Raw genomic sequence first — 19,405 nt, forward strand, 5'->3', positions numbered from 1 at the left:
AATTGACGGATCAGAGAAGTTCGGCCTGATCAGCGGCAATGATGACGCGATCATTCTCGACCGAGAGGAATCCACCATCGGCCTTGACCCGGATGGTCTCCTCAGAGGTCGTGAGAATACGTGCTTCACCATCGGCAACGACACCAAGAACTGGCTCGTGGCCCGGCAGGATGCCGATCTCGCCGTCCAAGGTACGGGCGATGACGCGCTTGGCCTCACCAGCCCATACCTTTTGATCGGCTGCTACGACGTTCACATCGAGTGCAGCCATGGCTTACTTCTGCATCTCTTCGTAGTTGCGCATGACGTCGTCAAGCCCACCTACGTTGTAGAACGCCTGTTCGGGGATGTGGTCAACCTCGCCGGCGCAGAGCTTCGAGAACCCTTCGATGGTGTCAGCAAGAGGAACTGTCGAGCCGGGCACCTGCGTGAACTTCTCAGCGGTGTAGGTGTTCTGCGACAGGAACTGCTCGATGCGACGAGCACGGTGGACGACGAGCTTGTCCTCTTCACCGAGTTCATCGACGCCGAGGATGGCGATGATGTCCTGCAGTTCCTTGTTCTTCTGCAGAATGGCCTTGACCTCGTTGGCGACACGGTAGTGCTCTTCGCCCACGATCAGCGGATCGAGGATACGCGATGTCGAGGTCAGCGGATCGATGGCAGGGTACAGACCGCGCGAGGCGATGTCACGGTTGAGCTCGGTCGTCGCGTCCAGGTGTGCGAACGTCGTGGCCGGAGCCGGGTCGGTGTAGTCATCGGCGGGAACGTAGATCGCCTGCATCGACGTGATCGAGTGACCACGCGTCGAGGTGATGCGCTCCTGGAGAACACCCATCTCATCCGCCAGGTTGGGCTGGTAGCCCACGGCCGAAGGCATGCGACCCAGAAGGGTCGAAACCTCGGAGCCGGCCTGCGTGAAACGGAAGATGTTGTCGATGAACAGCAGCACGTCCTGGTTCTGGACATCGCGGAAGTACTCCGCCATGGTCAGTGCCGACAGCGCGACGCGCAGACGGGTGCCTGGTGGCTCGTCCATCTGGCCGAAGACCAAGGCAGTATCTTTGAACACGCCGGCCTCGTCCATCTCCATGATGAGGTCGTTGCCCTCACGCGTGCGCTCACCCACACCGGCGAACACCGAGGTGCCGTTGTGGTTGTGAGCGATGCGGAAGATCATCTCCTGGATGAGGACGGTCTTGCCGACGCCCGCACCACCGAAGAGGCCGATCTTTCCACCCTGGACGTACGGGGTGAGGAGGTCGATGCTCTTGATGCCGACTTCGAGCATCTCGGTCTTCGACTCCAGTTCGTCGAAGGCAGGCGCTGTCCGGTGGATGGGCCAGCGTTCACTGATCTCGAGCTTCTCGCCCTCTTCGAGGTTGAGGCAGTCACCGGTGGTGTTCCACACGTGGTTCTTGGTCACATCGCCGACCGGCACGGTGATCGGAGCGCCGGAGTCGACGACTTCCTGGCCGCGAACCAGTCCGTCGGTGGGCTGCAGGGAGACGGCACGCACAAGGCCGTTGCCCAGGTGCAGTGCAGTCTCGAAGGTCAGCTTACGCGTGCCTTCGGAAAGCTCCACCGAGGTGGAAAGGGAGTTGTAGATGGCTGGCACGGAGTCGAGCGGAAACTCGATGTCGACAACCGGGCCGATGACTCGGGAAATCCGGCCGAGGGCTGTGCCCTGCGCCGGGGAGGTATCCGTAGCTGTGGCAGTCATGGTCTCTTTCTTCTCTGCTCTCGCCGGTCAGTCGCCGGCTGATGATGCCGCGAGGGCATCGGCCCCACCGACGATCTCGGTGAGTTCCTGGGTGATTTCCGCCTGGCGAGCCGTATTGGCCAACCGGGTGTAGGTCTTGATCAGATCGTCCGCGTTGTCGGTCGCAGTCTTCATCGCAGCCTGACGCGAAGCCTGCTCGGAAGCAGAGGCGCTCAACAGCGCGGACAGAATCCGCGAGTCGATGTAGCGCGGCAGCAACGAATCCAAGACGGCCTCGGCACTGGGTTCGAACTCATAGAGAGGGAACGCAGCTCCGTCCTTCGCCGGTTCGGACGTACCGCCGGTGGCGACCTCGTCCGCGTCGACTACCTCGAGCGGAAGCAGACGCCGGTATTCCGGGTCGTGCTTGACACTGGAGACGAACTTCGTGAACACGATGTAGATCTCATCCACACCGGTCTGCGCGGAATCGGTATTGAAGCTCTGCAACAGCGCCTCACCGATCTCCCGAGCATTCTCAGGAGTCGGCATCTCAGAGATCCCGGTCCAGGACTGTTCGATCGCACGGTCGCGGAAGGTGTAGTAGTTCTTGGCCTTCCCTCCGACAGTGAAGAGCGATACATCCTTGCCTTCGCTGCGCAGCAGGCGATTGAGCTCTTCAGCCTCGCGCAGCAGGTTCGCCGAGTAAGCGCCAGCGAATCCACGGTCCGGACCGATCACCAGCACTGCTGCACGAGTGACCGACTCAGGTTCCGTCGTCAACACGTGGTCGACGTTGGACTCACTCGCCACCGCTGAGACCGCACGAGTCAGGGCGTTGGCGTATGGGCTGGCAGACTGCGATCGAGCAATGGCCTTCTGAATCCGTGAAGCAGCGATGAGCTCCATGGCCTTGAAGATCTTCCTCAAGGACGAGGTGGAGCGGATCTTCTGCTTGAAGACCCTCTGCTGGGCTCCCATCAGTTCTTCCTTTCGCTGTTACGGATCAGATTCAACGCTTCTGCCGAACGATCTGCTCCTGCTCGACTTCATCGGATGAGGCTGTGGCAGTATCTTCGCTGCCTGCCTTTGACCCGCTGGAGTCGGAGCTGACGAAGTTCCGGGTGAACTCCGTCAAGACGTTGTCCAGCTCTGCCGACGTGTCATCATCGAGCTTGAGCGTCTCACGAATTGTCGTGAAGATGCCGGTCTTGCGCTCGACGTGATCATGGAGCTCGGTTTCGAACTTGAGCACGTCCGAAACAGGAATCTCGTCAAGATAGCCGTGTGTACCTGCGAAGATCGACACGGTCTGCTTTTCGAAGGGCATCGGCGAGAACTGAGACTGCTTGAGCAGCTCGGTCAGTCGTGCACCGCGAGCCAGGTCGCGCTTGGTCGTCTCGTCGAGGTCGGAGGCGAACATCGCGAACGCCTCGAGCGAGCGATACTGTGCCAAGGAGATCTTCAATGTGCCTGAGACACTCTTGAGGGCCTTGGTCTGAGCGGCGCCACCGACGCGGGACACGGAGATGCCCACGTCGACTGCAGGACGCTGGCCTGCGTTGAACAGGTCCGACTGCAGGAAGATCTGACCATCGGTGATCGAAATCACGTTGGTCGGAATGAACGCTCCGACGTCGTTGGCCTTGGTCTCAATGATCGGTAGACCGGTCATCGAGCCGCCGCCGAGCTCATCGGAGAGCTTCGCACAACGCTCAAGCAGGCGCGAGTGCAGGTAGAACACGTCTCCGGGGAAAGCCTCGCGGCCCGGCGGACGGCGCAGCAGAAGTGACACTGCACGATAGGCCTCGGCCTGCTTCGAGAGGTCATCGAACACGATGAGGACGTGCTTGCCTTCGTACATCCAGTGCTGACCGATGGCCGAACCGGAGTAAGGGGCGAGGTATTTGAAGCCTGCAGGGTCGGAAGCAGGAGAGGACACGATCGTGGTGTATTCCAGGGCACCCGCTTCTTCGAGCGAACGGCGGACTCCTGCGATGGTCGAGCCCTTCTGGCCGACGGCGACGTAGATGCAGCGAACCTGCTTCTTCGGGTCACCGGTCTCCCAGTTGGCTTTCTGGTTGATGATCGTGTCGATCGCAAGGGCGGTCTTACCCGTCTTACGGTCACCGATGACCAGCTGGCGCTGTCCACGGCCGACAGGGATCATAGCGTCAATGCTCTTGTAGCCGGTCTGCAGAGGTTCGCGAACCTCTTGGCGATCCATCACGCCTGCGGCCTGGAGCTCGAGCTCACGACGTCCGACAGTCTCAACTTCACCGAGTCCGTCGACTGGCTGACCCAGAGGATCGACCACTCGACCGAGGTAGCCGTCGCCGACGGGAATCGAGAGAACCTCACCGGTGCGGTGGACGTTCTGTTCAGCCGCGACCCCGGAGAACTCTCCGAGGATGACGACGCCGATCTCGCGCTCGTCCAGGTTCTGTGCCAAGCCCAAGGTGCCGTCTTCGAACCGGAGGAGTTCGTTGGCCATGGTGCCGGGCAGACCCGAGACGTGGGCAATTCCGTCACCTGCGGTGACGACCTTGCCGACCTCGGACTTTACCGAGCTTTCGGGGTTGTACGAGTCAACGAACTTCCCGAGAGCGTCCCGGATCTCTTCCGGGCGAATTGTCAGTTCCGCCATCTGGTTTCCCTGCTTCCTTTACTCAAAACTTGTGTCCGACGACCGGTGGGCCGCCTGTGCTGCCGGACTGGCCGGCCCCTCGATTTAACTTGCGAGCTTGCGCTGAACTTCGGCCAGACGATCAGCCACTGTGGAACTCATCATCTCATCGCCGACCTGAACCCGGACTCCCCCGACGACCTTAGGATCGACCTGAACGTTGAGCACGAGGTCGCGTCCATAGCTGGCCGACAGAGCGGCCGCGAGTTTCTGGGTCTGAGCTTCGCTCAACGGTTTGGCGACGGTGACATCGGCGACTGAACGCTGCTGTCGTGCCGCGAGGATATCGCTGTACTGATCCAGAGCCTTCGCCACGCGGAGCCCACGTGGGTACAGAACCGCCTGCTCGATCAGTGTGATGGTGTCGGCCTGTGCCTTACCTGCCAGCAAGTCTGCGATGAGCGCGCGCTTGGCCGATGCAGATGCATCGGACTCCAAGGCCCGCGCCAGTTCGTGTTCGCTTTCGCACAGACGGGCGAAGCGGAAGACTTCCTCTTCCACCTGGCCGAGTTGACCGGATGCCTGAGCAGCAGCTGCGACAGCTGTCACTCCGGCAACCTCAAGGCTGGTCACCAAGTCCTGAGTCCTCGCCCAGCGCTGGCTCACGGCCAGTTCACTCAGACGCAGGGCCGTATCAGTGGTCCGTGTCGAGAACAGAGTCCGCAGCAGCTGCTGCTTCTTCTCAGCCGACTCGGACGAGTCTGCCAAGGCCTTGCGCAGCGTCACGTTCTCAGCGAGAACGGCAACGATGGCCAGTTCACCAGCACCGATTTCACGCGCGTCACCGCGGGAGATCTCAGCGTTGGCGGTTTCAAGTACGGCCTGCAGGGACAATCTGCTCGACTGGAGCATCACGCCCCCTTGACCGGCTGTGCCGACGACTGCGACTCGAGATCGGAGATGAAGCGATCGACCACGTTGGCAGAACGCTGGTCATCGGTGAGCGATTCACCGACGATACGCGATGCCAGATCGGTGGCCAGAGTGCCGACTTCCGAACGCAGCTGCACCATGGCGGACTGACGCTCGGCTTCGATCTGCGTCTGGGCCTGAGCGACGATGCGCTCGGACTCGGCATGAGCCTGGGTCTTCATATTGGCGATGATCTGGGCGCCTTCTTCCTGAGCCTCGGCGCGCAGTCGTGCAGCTTCTGCACGGCCGTCGGCGAGCTGCTTCTGATACTCGGCCAGAGCCTCATCGGCTTCAGCCTGCACCTTCTCAGCCTTCTCAATTCCACCCTGAATGCGCTCTGCGCGCTCATCAAGAGTCTTGTTGAAGGCCGGGAGGACGTACTTCCAGACAACCAGGAAGACGATCAGCAGACAGATGGCACTCCAGATGATGTCGTACCACGCCGGGAGAAGTGGATTCTCAGACGCAGCAAGAATGTGTACCGGAGTCATCGTTTAGTCCTCTTCGTGATCAGGGCAGGAAGAACGGGGTGGCGATGCCGATCAGGGCCAGGGCCTCGATCAGCGCAATTCCGAGGAACATGTTTCCGCGCAGTGCGCCGGCCATTTCAGGCTGGCGAGCGGTTCCCTCGATGGTCTTACCGATGACAATACCGACACCGACGCCGGGGCCGATTGCGGCGAGGCCGTAACCGACGGTGTTGAGGCTGCCGGTGACTTCAGCGAGCATATCCATTGAATGCTTTCCTTTCATATGTCGGCCGGGTGGTTGGCCCGGCCCTTGTAACGTCTGAGGTTACAGAATGTGGGGCGCTGCCTCAGTGATCGTCTGAGATCGCGGCGTTGATGTAGACGCAGGACAGAAGGGCGAAGATGTAGGCCTGCAGGACGACGATCAGCATCTCGAGGATGAAGACGAAGAATCCGCCGGCGAAGGTGATGATTGAGAAGAACTGGAACCCGTTGGCGGCATCGAACAGGAAGAAGCTCGTTGCGGAGAAGCACAGCACCAGCAGAAGGTGGCCGACCATCATGTTGGCAAAGAGTCGGATCGCCAAGGTGAACGGCTGAGTCACGAACTTGGTCAGGAACTCGATGGGGATGAGCAGGATGTGCATCGGCCAGGGGACGCCGGGAAGGATCAGCGAGTCCTTGATGTAGCGACCGAACCCCTTCTCTGCGATGCCGGCCCAGTGGTACGTGACGTATACCGTCAGCGTGAGGACGATCGGCAGACCGATGACGCCGGTGCCCGGCATGTTGAGGAACGGAATGAGCTTCGTGACGTTCCAGAACAGGATGCCGAAGAAGATCGCCACGATCAGCGGCATGAACTTCTTGGCTTTCTCCTTGCCCATGGTGTCTTCGGCGATGCCGACGGTGACGAATTCCATGGCCAGCTCCATAGCTGACTGGAAACGGCTGGGTACCAGCTTCATGCGCTTGGCCCACACAGCGAGCAGAACAACGACTGCGACAGTGGCGAGGACGCGAATGAGCATCACGCGGTTCATCTCAAAGGGAGTGCCTTCGAACAGGAACGCGGCGGGAAAGAACTCCGCCATGGACGGGGCGTGAAAACCACTTTCAGCGGCTTGGATCGTTGTGTTCGCAGCGTTGAGTGTTCCCACGTTTCCTTTACTCTCCCATGGTCAAAAGCCTAAATGGCCTGGCCTGATCCACACATTGATTGTGTAGGTATAGGTTCAGGAGCGACTTGGAGCGACAATTGGCTCCAGCACCGCAACAACTCTACCAATTGTAGAGAGCTGCCGACAAATTCATCACCTTTGACTGTACATCTTCTGGCAGACCCCGGCGCAATCGTCGATTCCGCCTATTTCGCGTCGGGATCGACGTAGGGCACGCGCCCCTTGACCACAGTCATCGCCTCGACGAGAGATGATCCGATCACAGCGACCACGATCGTGAGGAACGCCACATTTCCGTCCAGCCAGTCTGCGTCCTTGATCCGCCAGATGACGATCATGAAGATGAACGCCTTGAAGAGGAATCCGATGCCTAAGAATCCGGCGATTGCTGTCAGCCCCATGTTGCGCCCCGCATACATGATCACCAGGGTGACGATGATGAACACCGCAGCCAGTCCCCCGCCGACGGCCCCGCCGTTGAAGCCTTCGGTCCCGGAAACCAGGTAGCCGATGCCCATTCCGAGCACAGCGACAGCAACGACGAGGATGACGCCGCGGACCAACATGGTCTTCCAGACTCTGGCCCATGCTGCTTCAACGTAGGTTTCCTGACGCGGTGACTCATCGGTCATGAGATTTCCTCTCTGGCTTTCTGACGGACCCGCAGGGGGTAGAAGGTGAAGAGCAGGGTGATGGCGAACAGCCCGCCGACGATGCAGACGACGTAGATCCACGGCATCAGCAGGAGCATGACAGATCCGAATGCGATGAGCGCGGTCCAGGTATAGAGGATGAGGACCGCCCGAGCATGAGAGTGCCCAAGTCTGAGCATCCTGTGATGGAGATGCTTCGCATCTGCGGAGAACGGTGATTGGCCGGCCATGAGACGACGGATGACTGCCAACCCCAGGTCGAGCAACGGCAGGAACATCACTGCGACTGGCAGAACGATGGGCAGGAAGGTCGCGAAGACTCGCTCTTCCCCAAGCAGCGCCGGGTCGACCTGGCCGGTGACGCGGATGGTGGATGCGGCCAGCAGGAGACCGATGAGCATCGACCCGGAATCGCCCATGAAGATCCGCGCCGGATTGAAGTTGTGCGGAAGGAAGCCGACACAGGCGCCGACGAGGATTGCGGTGATCAGCGAGGCCAGGTTCGCATAGGACTCAGGCGATGCATCCCGGGCCAGACCGTAGGAGTAGATGAAGAATGCGCTGCCGCCGATCGCGACGACTCCCGCTGCCAGACCGTCGAGCCCATCGACGAAGTTCACAGCATTGATGGTGACCAGGACGACGAGGATGGTGATGATGATCGACATCCGCGGCGAACCGATGATCACTCCCCCGAACGGGATCGACAGCAGTGCCACGCCGTTGATGGCCATGAATCCAGCTGCCAGTGCCTGCCCTGCAAGCTTGGTGATCCAGTGGAGATCCCAGATGTCATCGATGATGCCCAGCACGCACAGCACGGTGGCCGCGCCGGCGATGCCGATGATGGGTCCCATATCCGAGAAGATCCTCTGCAGGAACGGTGTCTGGGAGGCGAAGATGAGGCCCACGATCACAGCCCCGAACATCGCGACCCCGCCCAACCTCGGCGTCGGAACGGAATGGACATCGCGTTCGCGCAGAGGCGAGAAGATCTGCCCTCGCTCGGCTACCCGCCTGACCATCGGGGTCAGCAGGTAGGCCACGAGGGCCGAAATGATGAGGATGAAGAGGTAGGCGCGCACTCAGCCGTCCAGGCCGATGACATCGGGGACGATCTCGCGCAGTTCTTCGATGGTCACGGGACCCTCGCGCACCATGCGCGGGACTTCGCTGGTGAGGTCGATGATCGTCGAGGAGATTCCCGACGTCCTCACTCCGCCGTCGACGTAGATGTCGACATCGTCGCCCAACATCTCCATCGCCTCATCCGCCGAGGTGGCGGCGGGCTCACCAGAGGTGTTGGCACTGGACACGGCCAGTGGCCCCGTCCGCCCCAACAAGGCGAGGGCGTACTCGTCGTCGGGCATTCGCACCGCAACGGTGCCATGGGTGTCGCCGAGGTCCCAGTCCAACGACGGCTGTGCATTCGCGATGATCGTCAGCGGTCCGGGCCAGAACCGGGCGGTCAGCGAAAGCATCCTTTCGTCGACACCGTCGACGAGGCCGAAGACGGTCTCCGCACGCGGGACGAGGACAGGCGGCGGCATGTCACGTCCGCGGCCTTTCGCTGCCAGCAGGGCGGAAACCGCCGAAGCGCTGAATGCGTCTGCGGCGATCCCATAAACGGTGTCCGTGGGAATGACGAGCAGATTGCCCGTCTCACTCACCCTGGCGCATTCGTCCAGGACAAGATCACGGATGTCGCTTTGGGTCACGTCGAATCGTCTCGACACGAATACTCCGTTTCGGATCGTGGTGGTCAGTGGCCTGAACCGGGTGGTCCATGGTCACAGGTCGACCCCTGACACACGATGAGCCACCGTGTAGCGGTCGCGTCCAGTGTAGTCCGGGTAGGTGGCGGCCTGTCTGAGACTGGCCGTCGACATGATGAGTTCGCGGGCGCCGGGCCCCTGTTCCTCGGAATGCTCCATGATGAAGAAGCCACCGGGACGCAGTAGCTTCTCCGCCTGCTTCAGAATGAGTCCTGGGATCTCCAGGCCCGTCGACCCTCCGTAGAGAGCGGCTGCCGGATCGTGTTCGCGCACCTCGGCATCGCGCGGCACAGCTTCATCGGGCACATAGGGAGGATTGGTCACGACGACATCCGCGCTGCCCCACAGGTCAGGTCGATCGTCAGCGAACTTCGTCGCGTCACCACAGATCAGCTCGACGCTGGAGTCGCCGAGGCTGACCGAAGCCAGATTCTTCAGCGACCAGTTCAAGGCCTCGGCTTCGCGCTCGACGCCGATGATGCGCAGCTGCGGATGTTCGGCAGCAAGGGACAGCGTGATCGCACCCGAGCCCGAACACAGATCGATGACGAAGGGCTCATACGCATTCTGCTGCCTGTCGAGTTCATCGAGGACCTCGGTGACGAGAAGCTCGGTCTCGGGCCGGGGAACGAACACTCCAGGGCCCACCTGCAGTTCGAGGTGACGAAAGGCCGCGACTCCGATGATGTGCTGAAGCGGGACGCGCTGACGTCGTCGGTCGATGAGCTGTGCGAAGACTTCCGTGACTTCGGCGGGGACACCATCGCCGAGGAGGCGTCTGCGGGCCAGGTCGGAGGCGTCGATTCTCCAGGCGTGGGCAAGCAGCGCCGCGGAATCCGGGTCGGGGTTGGCGACGCCGGCATCGGCCAGCAGCCGTGCCGCTCCGCGCAGCACCGTCGACACGTCCTCTTCGGGACTGGGAGGGCGCGGAATCAGGTCAGTCCCCCAGTGCGTCGAGTCGTGCCGCTTTGTCGGCCTCACGGCAGGAGCCGATGACCGGATCGAGGTCACCGGAGAGAACCTGGTCAAGGTTGTAGGCCTTGTAGCCCGTCCGATGGTCGGTGATGCGGTTTTCGGGGAAGTTGTAGGTGCGGATGCGTTCAGAGCGGTCAACGGTGCGAACTTGGGACCGTCGGATGTCCGCGGCCTCGGCTGCGGCCTCCTCGGCCTGTTTGGCCAGGATGCGGGCCCGGAGCATGCGCATTGCTGCTTCCTTGTTCTGCAGCTGTGACTTCTCGTTCTGACAGCTGGCGGTGATGCCTGTGGGCACGTGGGTGATGCGCACGGCGGAGTCCGTAGTGTTCACGGACTGACCACCGGGGCCCGAGGACCGGTAGACGTCGATGCGGAGATCGTTGTCATCGAGTGCGACTTCCTCAGGCTCGTCCACCTCAGGAAATACGAGCACTCCGGCGGCCGAGGTGTGGATGCGTCCTTGGGATTCGGTCACGGGCACGCGTTGGACCCGGTGGACTCCACCTTCGAACTTCACCCAACCGTAGGCACCGTCATCCTTGGCCTTCAGCGCCAGAGTGACGTCTTTGTAACCGCCGAGATCAGAATGCGTGGCATCCAGGATCTGCGAGGACCATCCGCGCGAGTCGATCCAGCGCTGGTACATGCGCAGGAGATCCCCTGCGAACAACGCCGATTCGTCACCACCCTCACCGGCTTTGATCTCGATGATCGCATCACGCGCATCGTCGGGATCGCTGGGAACCAAGAGGTCTCTGAGCTCAGCCTCGACATCCGAGGCCTCCTCGTGCAGGCGTTTGGCCTCAGCACCGAATTCGGCGTCGTCGTCCGCGAGTTCATCCGCGGCGACGGCGTCGTCTTCGAGCTGGGCGAACCGACGAGCGGTCACTGCGACCTTGTCGAGTTCTGCGTAGCGCCTTGTCAGCTTCCTGGCACGGCCAGCGTCAGCGTGCACCGCAGGATCGGAGAGTTCCGACTGCAGGCGTGCGTGCTCGTCGAGCAGTGCGCTGACGCTGGCTTTGAGGGTGTCATCGTCGGTCATCTCAGTTGTTGTCGGTGGAAGACTTCTGCAGAGGTGTCGTCTTCTGCACCTGCATGAGGAATTCGACGTTCGAGCCGGTTTCCTTCAGCTTCGACATCAGGAGCTCCACAGCCTGCTGCTGTTCGAGTCCGGACAGTACACGACGAAGCTGCCACATGACCTTCATCTCTTCGTTGGTCATCAGCATCTCTTCACGACGGGTGCTCGACGCGTTGACGTCCACAGCCGGGAAGATGCGCTTGTCAGCGAGCTGTCGAGACAGACGCAGCTCCATGTTGCCGGTGCCCTTGAACTCTTCGAAGATGACCTCGTCCATCTTGGAACCGGTCTCGACGAGGGCTGTGGCCAGAATCGTCAGTGAGCCGCCGTTCTCGATGTTGCGGGCAGCGCCGAAGAATCGCTTCGGCGGGTAGAGCGCGTTCGCGTCGACACCACCGGAGAGGATTCGACCCGAGGCTGGCTGCGCAATGTTGTAGGCGCGGCCAAGGCGGGTGATGTTGTCGAGGAGCACCACGACGTCGGAACCCATTTCGACGAGACGCTTGGCGCGCTCGATAGCCAGCTCGGCGATCGTCGTGTGATCATCGGCGGGACGGTCGAAGGTCGAAGCGATGACTTCGCCCTTCACCGCCCGCTGCATGTCCGTGACTTCCTCGGGACGTTCGTCGACGAGGACGACCATCAGGTGAACTTCCGGATTGTTCTCGGTGATCGCATTGGCGACCTGCTGCATGATCATCGTCTTGCCCGCCTTCGGGGGTGCCACGATGAGACCACGCTGGCCCTTGCCGATGGGAGTCACAAGGTCGATGAGCCGGGTCGAATGCTGCTTGGAAGTGGTCTCAAGGCGCATCCTCTCCTGCGGGTAGAGCGGTGTCAGCTTCGAGAACTCGACACGGCTCCGGGCATCATCGACGGTCAGGCCGTTGACCGAGTCCAGTCGCACCAGTGCGTCGAACTTCTCACGCTTGCTGTTGCGGTCGTTTTCGCGAGGTTGGCGAATGGCACCGGCGACGGCGTCGCCCTTGCGCAGCTGGTTCTTGCGCACCATCGAAGCCGAGACGTAGACGTCGTTGGGTCCGGGCAGGTACCCGGAGGTACGCAGGAAAGCGTAGTTGTCATGCACGTCGAGGATGCCGCCGACGGGGATGAGCACGTCATCGTTGCGGATCTCGGGCTCGTCGCCGCCGCGTCCTCCGCGACGTTTGCGGTCACGGTCACGACCACGTCCGCGACGGTTGCCGCGATCGTCGTCATCGTTGTTGCGTCCCCGACGGTCATTGCTGCGGTCATTGCTGCGATCGTTGTCGTCGCTCTGGCGTCCGCGACGGTCGTTGTTACGATCGTTGCCCCGGTCGTTGTTGCGATCGTTGTCGTCGTTCTGACGGTTGCGGTTGTTTCCGCGCTCGTTGCGGTCATTGCCACGGTCGTTGTCGTCGTTCTGACGGTTACGCCCGTTTCCGCGATCATTGCGGTCACCGTTGCGGTCGTTGCGCTCACCATTGCGATCGTTGCCGCGGTCGTTGTCGTCGTTCTGACGATTGCGACCGTTTCCGCGATCATTGCGGTCCGAGCGCTCAACCGAGTCATCGGAGCTGTGTCCGTTGTCCTCGTTCTGGGCGTCAGCGCCACGCGAGCGCGAACGACTGCGACGCGAACGCTGTTTGTCCGGCTCCCCGCCTGATTCGGACGAAGTGTCGCCTGCGACCGGCGTATCGGCGACGGTCGAGGCTTCAGCAGACGTCGCTGCCGCAGCTGTTCCCTGTGCGGCGACGGCATCATCATCAGATGTCGCAGCTGCGCTGCGACGAGCCGGACGACGCTTGGCTTCATCGGGTGCTGCGTTGGAACCGCTCTTGTCTTCCTTGGCTTCCTTCTCTGAGCCTGCGGAAGCGGCTGGTGCGGTCTTCGGGGCTGCTTGAGCCTGTCCCGAACCGCCCTGTGAGCCATTGTGGTTGTTGATGGCGTCGATCAGTTCGCCTTTGCGAAGTCGACGGTACCCTTTGATCCCGAGTCCCGCTGCCATTTCCTGGAGCTGGGGCAGACGCAAAGCGGTCAGACTGCCGGTGCGTGGCGTGGAATCTTGAGTAGTGGTTTCAGACACGAAGGTCCTTCTCCCTCTTTCGGCCGTGCGGCAAGAGCCGTTTACTCACGGCGACGGAAACACCGTTGACGGTGCATGTGAAAGATAACCTGCCTAAGAATGAGCAGGAGACGTTCCAGAATTTGTGAAATAGACAGTGGATTCGCGATGAGTATCATCGAATCCGATCACTGACGGAACACCATCAGTTTACGTGCTCAACGCCGATCACGCGAATCCGGTGCCTAATTCTTTTCCTTGACGCGATATCCGCCGAGGTCAATCGAGGTGTGAATGAGTGTCACCGATGGCGGGAGCAGCGCCGGAGGAACCGTGTTCGCGAGGACGAGGACGGTGGGTCCCGCGCCCGAGATCACGGCGGGCAGGCCCTCGGCACGCAGACCGTCGACAATGGCCATCGACTCGGGGTATGCGTCACGTCGGAATTCCTGATGGAGCCGATCGTCGGTGGCCTCCAGCAGAACAGAGGCATCGGTGACGAAGCCGTGGATGAGCAGCGCGGCACGTGCGGAGTTCTCTGCGGCGACCTCATGTTCGACGGATACGGGGATCACGCTTCGTGCGATCTCCGTATCCAAACGCACCTCGGGCACCAGCACGGTCACCTCGGCGAGGGTGTTGGACGGCACCTGCCACGAGCGGGCGGGGTTCGGCAGGGCGACGTTCAGTCCCCCGAACACTGCAGGAGCCGCATTGTCAGGGTGGCCCTCGAGTTCGGAGGCGAGCTCAAGCACGCGTTGCCGGCTCAGTTGGACACCGCCGGCGTAGGCCCCGATCTCGCCGGCCAGCGCAATGGCGCCCACGATCGCTGCCGCAGAAGATCCGAGTCCGCGCGAATGCGGTATCCGATTGACACAGTCCAGGCTGAGCCTCTCCCCCAAGTCTGAAGGGGCGTTGGGATACTCTTCATGGAGCACGTCGACGATCACACGCATGATGAGGTGGGACTGATCCGTCGGCAGAGTCTCGGCACTCTCCCCTGTCACACTCACACAGGTGCTGGGATCGACGGGTTCGTCGTGGATCGTCAATGTCAGAGTGTCGAAGATCCCGAGTGCCAAGCCGAATGCATCGTAGCCAGGGCCGAGGTTCGCCGAGGTGGCCGGAACCTCGATCTGGATCCTCACGCTCACCTGTCTTCGAGCCCGAGGGCCCGTGCCGCGCTGACGGCGTCGACGGAGACCCGCTTGGGCTCGATCTCGGAACCGTCGGCTGTGTGAAGTGCCCAGCTGGGATCCTTGAGGCCGTGACCAGTCACGGTGACCGCGATTCTCGCACCGGCAGGGACCTTGCCCGCTTCGGACATCTTCAGCAGACCAGCCACCGAGGCGGCCGAACCGGGCTCGACGAAGATTCCCTCTTCCCGGGACAGAATCTTGTGTGCGCGCAGGATCTCTTCGTCTGTGACCGAGTCGATGACTCCACCGGAGGAGTCACGCGCCTCGATGGCCTGCTGCCAGCTGGCAGGATTGCCGATTCGGATGGCGGTGGCGATCGTATCGGGTTCGTCGACAGGGTGTCCGAGCACGATCGGTGCCGATCCTGCTGCTTGGAAGCCCCACATCTGCGGCAGACGGGTCGAGACGCCGATCTCCTGGTACTGGCGGTAACCCTTCCAGTAGGCGGTGATGTTGCCCGCGTTGCCCACAGGCAGCACGTGAATGTCGGGGGCGTCGCCCAGGACGTCGACAACCTCGAAGGAGGCGGTCTTCTGTCCCTCGATGCGATCAGGGTTGACGGAGTTGACGAGGTGAACCGGGTAGGACTCGGAGAGCTTCCGACACAGAGTCAGGCAGTCGTCGAAGTTTCCGTCAACTTCGAGCAGCGTGGCCCCATGGGCGATGGCCTGGCTCATCTTGCCCGGGGCGATCTTACCGGTGGGCACGAGCACGGCGCAGGTCAGTCCCGCCTTGGTGGCGTAGGCCGCCGCCGAGGCTGAAGTGTTGCCGGTCGAGGCGCAGATGACGGCCTTCGCGCCCTGAGCCGCAGCCTTGGTGATGGCCATGGTCATCCCGCGGTCCTTGAAAGACGCCGTCGGGTTGAGGCCTTCGTACTTCACCCATACGTCAGCGCCGGTGAGCTCGCTGAGCTTCTCCGTGCGGATGAGCGGAGTTCCGCCCTCACCCAGAGTCACGGCCGGTGTGGTCTCGGAGATGTCGAGGAGGCTGCGGTATTCCTCGACGACGCCCTGCCACTGCTTTTTGGGGAATTCGGTCATTCTCACTGTCCTTCTACACGGATCACGGATTTGACGGCGCGCACCACGGAAAGGCCGCCGAGGCGGTCGACCGTTCCCTGCAGGATCGCGTCGGTGTTCGAGTGGGTGGCGAGCACGAGCTTCGCGTGCTGTGTGCCCTGTTCGTCGACTTCTCCCACGGTCTGGCGCATGAGCTCGATCGACGCGCCTTCATCGGAGAAGACCTCGGAGACTGCTGCGAGGACGCCCGGACGATCGACGACGTCGAGAGTGATGTGGTACCGGGTGGTGATCGCCGATATCGGCAGGATCGTCGAGTCCTTGTGGAAAGGACGTTCGTACTGACCCCGACCTCCGAGAACCTTGCGACGGGCCACAGAGACCACATCGCCGAGGACCGCAGAGGCGGTGGGTTCGCCGCCGGCGCCCTGACCGTAGAACATGAGCGAACCAGCGGCCTCGGCCTCGATGAAGACCGCATTGAAGGCGCCGCGCACCGTTGCAAGAGGGTGATTGCGTCCCAGCAGTGCCGGGTAGACGCGAGCGGACAGTCCCGGCCCGGCAGGCGATTCGCTGACTCGTTCGCAGACAGCGAGGAGTTTGATGACGAATCCCTGGTCCCGGGCCGTGGCGACCATCTCGGGGGTGATGTCCTCGATGCCTTCGACGTGGACATCGTCGATCGTGACTGGAGCATGGAAGGCCAGTGACGAGAGGATCGCGGCCTTGGCCGCAGCATCATGTCCGCCGACGTCGGCCGTCGGGTCCGCCTCGGCGAATCCCAGCTCCTGCGCGGTCTTGAGCGCTTCATCGAAGCCCCAGCCCTCGGAGTCCATCTGATCGAGGATGTAGTTGGTGGTGCCATTGACGATTCCCATGATCCGGTCGATCCGATCCCCGGCCAGCGAGTCACCGACCGGACGGATGATGGGAATGGCACCGGCGACGGCGGCTTCGTGTTCGAGACGAACTCCTGCCGTGTCCGCCGCTGACATGAGCTCACCGTAGTTGGCTGCCAGCAGGGCCTTGTTGGCGGTGACGACGGAGGAGCCGTGATCGAGTGCCGAGCGGATGAGCGTCTTGGCAGGCTCGATGCCGCCCATGAGCTCGATGACGATGTCGGCGTCGGCGATGGCAGCTTCTGCGTCCGTCGTCAGCAGGCTCGGATCGATTCCGGGACGCTGCTTCGCGGTGTCGCGGACGACGATTGCGCTCAGCTCAAGAGGCGCACCGATCCGTTCGGCCAGAGCCTCGCTCCGGTCCTGGATGCGGGCGGCGACCTCGGTGCCGACGACCCCACATCCGAGCATGGCAACTTTCAAAGCCTGCATTTGTCCACCTTTTCGCTGTCTTCAATGGCACTCACACGCGCTCACCGACGTTCATTCCCGGATCGCTGCGCAACATCTGAGAGTAGTCCTCGGGCGTCACAATCCACTCAACCTTATCCGCACTCACGGCCAGGACCCCTGGTTTCGGCAGGTGGTTGTAGTTGTTGGCCAGTGACCGGCAGTAGGCACCGGTGCTCGGGACCGCGACAAGATCCCCGGAGGACACATCGGATCCCATGTATTCGTCTCGGACGATGATGTCACCGGATTCGCAGTGCTTGCCCACGACGCGCACGATGGCGGGTTCGGAACTGGAGTTCCGATTGGCCAAGGTACACGAATAGTCGGTATCGTAGAGAGCTGTCCGAATGTTGTCACTCATCCCCCCGTCGACGGCGACGTAGGTGCGCACACCGTTGTCGGTGTCGACCTCTTTGACCGTGCCGACCCGGTAGAGGGTGAACATAGACGGGGACACGATCGCGCGTCCGGGCTCGATGGAGATCCGCGGCACGTTCGTGCCCAGTCCGCGGCATTCCTTGGCGACCACCGCGGCAAGCTCCTGTGCCATCTCGGCCACCGGAATGGGCGTGTCCTGCGAGGTGTAGCGGATGCCGAAGCCACCACCCAGATCGACATCGGGCAGATCGACACCGTGTTCGTCCATGATCTCCGCTCGCAGGGCCAGGACACGGGCGGCAGCGACCTGGAAGCCGGAGATGTCGAAGATCTGCGAGCCGATGTGCGAGTGCAGACCATCGAAACGCAGATGCTGTGAGTTCGCCACTGCCTCGGCGGCCTCTGCTGCTGTTCCGGCGGAGACCGAGAGCCCGAACTTCTGGTCCTCATGAGCTGTGGCGATGAAATCGTGCGTGTGTGCCTCGACTCCCACCGTCACCCGCAGCATCACTGGTGCAACGGCGCCCTTCGCGGCCGCGATCGATTCCAGCAGGGATATCTCGTCGAGGCTGTCGACGAAGATGCGTCCCACACCGTAGTCGAGGGCATATTCGAGCTCGGCCACAGATTTGTTGTTGCCGTGCAGACCGACTCGATCGCCTGGAACTCCTGCTGCGCGGGCCACCATCATCTCTCCCAGGGAACAGGTGTCCAGGCCAAGACCCGCCTCGTGGACCCACCGGGCGACAGCGGTGCACAGGAATGCCTTGCCCGCATAGAAGACGTCGACACCGGACAGTCCCTTGTCTGCGGAGAATGCGGCCGAATACGCGCTGACATAGTTCTCGGCGCGGGCGGTGAAGTCCGCGACATCCATGACGAGGGTCGGGGTGCCGTAGCGTTCAGCCAGATCGGTGACCGTGTGCCCGGCGACGGTGAGGACACCGGAGTCGGACTTCGTCACGTTGTCCGACCACAAGCTGGGAAGGAGGGCGTTGACGTCCTCGGGGTAGGGCAGCCACACGGGTGCAGGGGTGGCGTGCATGGTGCCGGCGATATGGGCAGGCATTACATCCTCTCCGGGGCGCGAACGCCCAGTAGTCGAAGTCCTGTGGCCAGGACGATGATGGCGGCTCGGTCGAGGACCAGCCGGGAAGCGTGGATCCGCGTGATGTCCTCATCGATCCTCGGTGTCACTGGGCATGTTCTTGCCCAACCCAGGAACAGCTGTGCGGTGGCTTCGAGGAGACAGGTGATGTGCCGAGGTTCGTGCGCGAAGGCGGCGGCGTTGGTGGTGGTGATGAAGTCTGCCAGGGCTGCAGCCAACGCGGTCTCTGTGGCATCGGTCAGGGCGTTCGGGTCGAAGTCGGCGGCGCTGATGCCAGCCGCTGCCGCGCGACGTTCGACGCGACAGGCTGAGGAGTGCGCGACCTGGACGAGGTAAACCGGGTTGTCCGGATGGGCCGTGCGCAGCAGTCCCACGTCTGCCGTATGTGATGAAACCGTGCTGCCGCGTGCGGCCAGGAAGCGAAGCGAGTCGCTTCCCACGGCAGGGAGCAGAGTCCGCAGTTCGGGGTTGGATGAGATGCGCTCATCGACCGTGGCTTCGATGCGCGCTGCTGTGTCCGCATCAGGACCGAAGGCCGTGCCTGTGCCGACGATGTCGGCGGCGACCTGAGCGAGGCTGCTGGGACTCACTGTGATGTTGAGGAACCCGGGTCCGGCGACGTCGACACGGGTGATTCCGGTGTTATCGCGCAGCCGTGAAGCGATCTCCTCTGCCAGCGTTCTGGGCTCGGTGCGCAGAGATGTGGCGCTGCGCAGTGCGATGGTCGAGACCCAGTCGCCGTGAGGCTGTGCCTGCGCCCTGCGAAGGGTCGAGTCCGGTACAGGGGCACTGTCGATTCTTCGTGCGGCAGCGCTGCTCGCCAGTGCACGCGCCAGAGCGGTCTGCAGAAGTTCCGGGGTCACCCGTTCA

19 protein-coding genes are annotated in these 19,405 nt (G+C 62.1%); all 19 read right to left on the reverse strand.

The genetic code is table 11. The features are described 5' to 3' along the window. Positions 1 to 10 precede the first annotated feature (10 nt). The 19 genes from FO013_RS14665 to FO013_RS14755 all read right to left on the reverse strand — a co-directional run bounded on the left by FO013_RS14665 (position 11) and on the right by FO013_RS14755 (position 19,398). Positions 11 to 271 (reverse strand): F0F1 ATP synthase subunit epsilon, encoded by a 261-nt coding sequence (locus FO013_RS14665; RefSeq protein ID WP_143923299.1) that lies wholly within the window; start codon positions 269 to 271, stop codon positions 11 to 13. Positions 272 to 274: 3 nt separating this feature from the next. Then, the gene (gene atpD, locus FO013_RS14670; protein ID WP_143923300.1) at positions 275 to 1,723 is read right to left on the reverse strand and encodes a F0F1 ATP synthase subunit beta; all 1,449 of its coding nucleotides are present in this window, start codon (positions 1,721 to 1,723) and stop codon (positions 275 to 277) included. A 27-nt stretch (positions 1,724 to 1,750) separates the two neighbouring features. After that, entirely contained in the window at positions 1,751 to 2,683 is a 933-nt protein-coding gene (locus FO013_RS14675; protein ID WP_143923301.1) for a F0F1 ATP synthase subunit gamma, read from the reverse strand. 31 nt (positions 2,684 to 2,714) lie between these two features. Continuing rightward, the gene (gene atpA, locus FO013_RS14680) at positions 2,715 to 4,349 is read right to left on the reverse strand and encodes a F0F1 ATP synthase subunit alpha (protein WP_143923302.1); all 1,635 of its coding nucleotides are present in this window, start codon (positions 4,347 to 4,349) and stop codon (positions 2,715 to 2,717) included. 84 nt (positions 4,350 to 4,433) lie between these two features. Beyond that, positions 4,434 to 5,240 carry a F0F1 ATP synthase subunit delta gene (locus tag FO013_RS14685; RefSeq protein WP_143923303.1) on the reverse strand — a complete coding sequence of 269 codons (807 nt, stop codon included), beginning with the start codon at positions 5,238 to 5,240 and terminating at the stop codon, positions 4,434 to 4,436. Then, complete coding sequence (locus tag FO013_RS14690) at positions 5,240 to 5,791, reverse strand: F0F1 ATP synthase subunit B (RefSeq protein WP_143923304.1); 552 nt, start codon at positions 5,789 to 5,791, stop codon at positions 5,240 to 5,242. Before FO013_RS14690 ends, FO013_RS14685 begins: the two co-directional genes overlap by 1 nt. A 19-nt stretch (positions 5,792 to 5,810) precedes the next feature. Beyond that, positions 5,811 to 6,035: a F0F1 ATP synthase subunit C gene (gene atpE / locus FO013_RS14695; protein ID WP_009884049.1), complete on the reverse strand. Its 225-nt coding sequence runs from the start codon at positions 6,033 to 6,035 to the stop codon at positions 5,811 to 5,813. A gap of 82 nt (positions 6,036 to 6,117) precedes the next feature. Further along, positions 6,118 to 6,930, reverse strand: coding sequence for a F0F1 ATP synthase subunit A (gene atpB, locus FO013_RS14700; protein WP_260848173.1), 813 nt, complete (start codon positions 6,928 to 6,930; stop codon positions 6,118 to 6,120). 206 nt (positions 6,931 to 7,136) lie between these two features. Then, positions 7,137 to 7,583 (reverse strand): Cg1360 family ATP-synthase-associated protein, encoded by a 447-nt coding sequence (locus FO013_RS14705; RefSeq protein ID WP_143923305.1) that lies wholly within the window; start codon positions 7,581 to 7,583, stop codon positions 7,137 to 7,139. Beyond that, positions 7,580 to 8,689, reverse strand: a complete 1,110-nt coding sequence (locus tag FO013_RS14710; protein ID WP_143923306.1) for an MraY family glycosyltransferase — start codon at positions 8,687 to 8,689, stop codon at positions 7,580 to 7,582. The genes FO013_RS14705 and FO013_RS14710 overlap by 4 nt, the downstream gene beginning before the upstream one ends. Continuing rightward, positions 8,690 to 9,340, reverse strand: coding sequence for an L-threonylcarbamoyladenylate synthase (locus FO013_RS14715; RefSeq protein ID WP_143923307.1), 651 nt, complete (start codon positions 9,338 to 9,340; stop codon positions 8,690 to 8,692). A gap of 54 nt (positions 9,341 to 9,394) precedes the next feature. Then, on the reverse strand, positions 9,395 to 10,282 hold the full coding sequence (gene prmC, locus FO013_RS14720) for a peptide chain release factor N(5)-glutamine methyltransferase (protein ID WP_143923308.1): 888 nt from the start codon (positions 10,280 to 10,282) through the stop codon (positions 9,395 to 9,397). 34 nt (positions 10,283 to 10,316) lie between these two features. Next, positions 10,317 to 11,396, reverse strand: coding sequence for a peptide chain release factor 1 (gene prfA, locus FO013_RS14725; protein ID WP_143923309.1), 1,080 nt, complete (start codon positions 11,394 to 11,396; stop codon positions 10,317 to 10,319). 1 nt (position 11,397) lies between these two features. Further along, positions 11,398 to 13,500: a transcription termination factor Rho gene (gene rho / locus FO013_RS14730; RefSeq protein ID WP_143923310.1), complete on the reverse strand. Its 2,103-nt coding sequence runs from the start codon at positions 13,498 to 13,500 to the stop codon at positions 11,398 to 11,400. A 224-nt stretch (positions 13,501 to 13,724) separates the two neighbouring features. Continuing rightward, the gene (thrB, locus tag FO013_RS14735; protein WP_143923311.1) at positions 13,725 to 14,627 is read right to left on the reverse strand and encodes a homoserine kinase; all 903 of its coding nucleotides are present in this window, start codon (positions 14,625 to 14,627) and stop codon (positions 13,725 to 13,727) included. A 2-nt stretch (positions 14,628 to 14,629) separates the two neighbouring features. Next, a complete protein-coding gene (gene thrC, locus FO013_RS14740; protein WP_143923312.1) occupies positions 14,630 to 15,718 on the reverse strand; it encodes a threonine synthase in 1,089 nt (362 codons plus the stop codon). A gap of 2 nt (positions 15,719 to 15,720) precedes the next feature. Continuing rightward, entirely contained in the window at positions 15,721 to 17,028 is a 1,308-nt protein-coding gene (locus FO013_RS14745; RefSeq protein WP_143923313.1) for a homoserine dehydrogenase, read from the reverse strand. Between the two features lie 31 nt (positions 17,029 to 17,059). Beyond that, positions 17,060 to 18,496 carry a diaminopimelate decarboxylase gene (gene lysA / locus FO013_RS14750; RefSeq protein WP_143923314.1) on the reverse strand — a complete coding sequence of 479 codons (1,437 nt, stop codon included), beginning with the start codon at positions 18,494 to 18,496 and terminating at the stop codon, positions 17,060 to 17,062. Continuing rightward, the gene (locus FO013_RS14755) at positions 18,496 to 19,398 is read right to left on the reverse strand and encodes a DALR anticodon-binding domain-containing protein (protein ID WP_143923315.1); all 903 of its coding nucleotides are present in this window, start codon (positions 19,396 to 19,398) and stop codon (positions 18,496 to 18,498) included. The genes lysA and FO013_RS14755 overlap by 1 nt, the downstream gene beginning before the upstream one ends. Between the last annotated feature and the right edge of the window lie 7 nt (positions 19,399 to 19,405).

The organism is Brevibacterium aurantiacum (assembly GCF_007558825.1).
GTDB lineage: Bacteria > Actinomycetota > Actinomycetes > Actinomycetales > Brevibacteriaceae > Brevibacterium > Brevibacterium aurantiacum_A.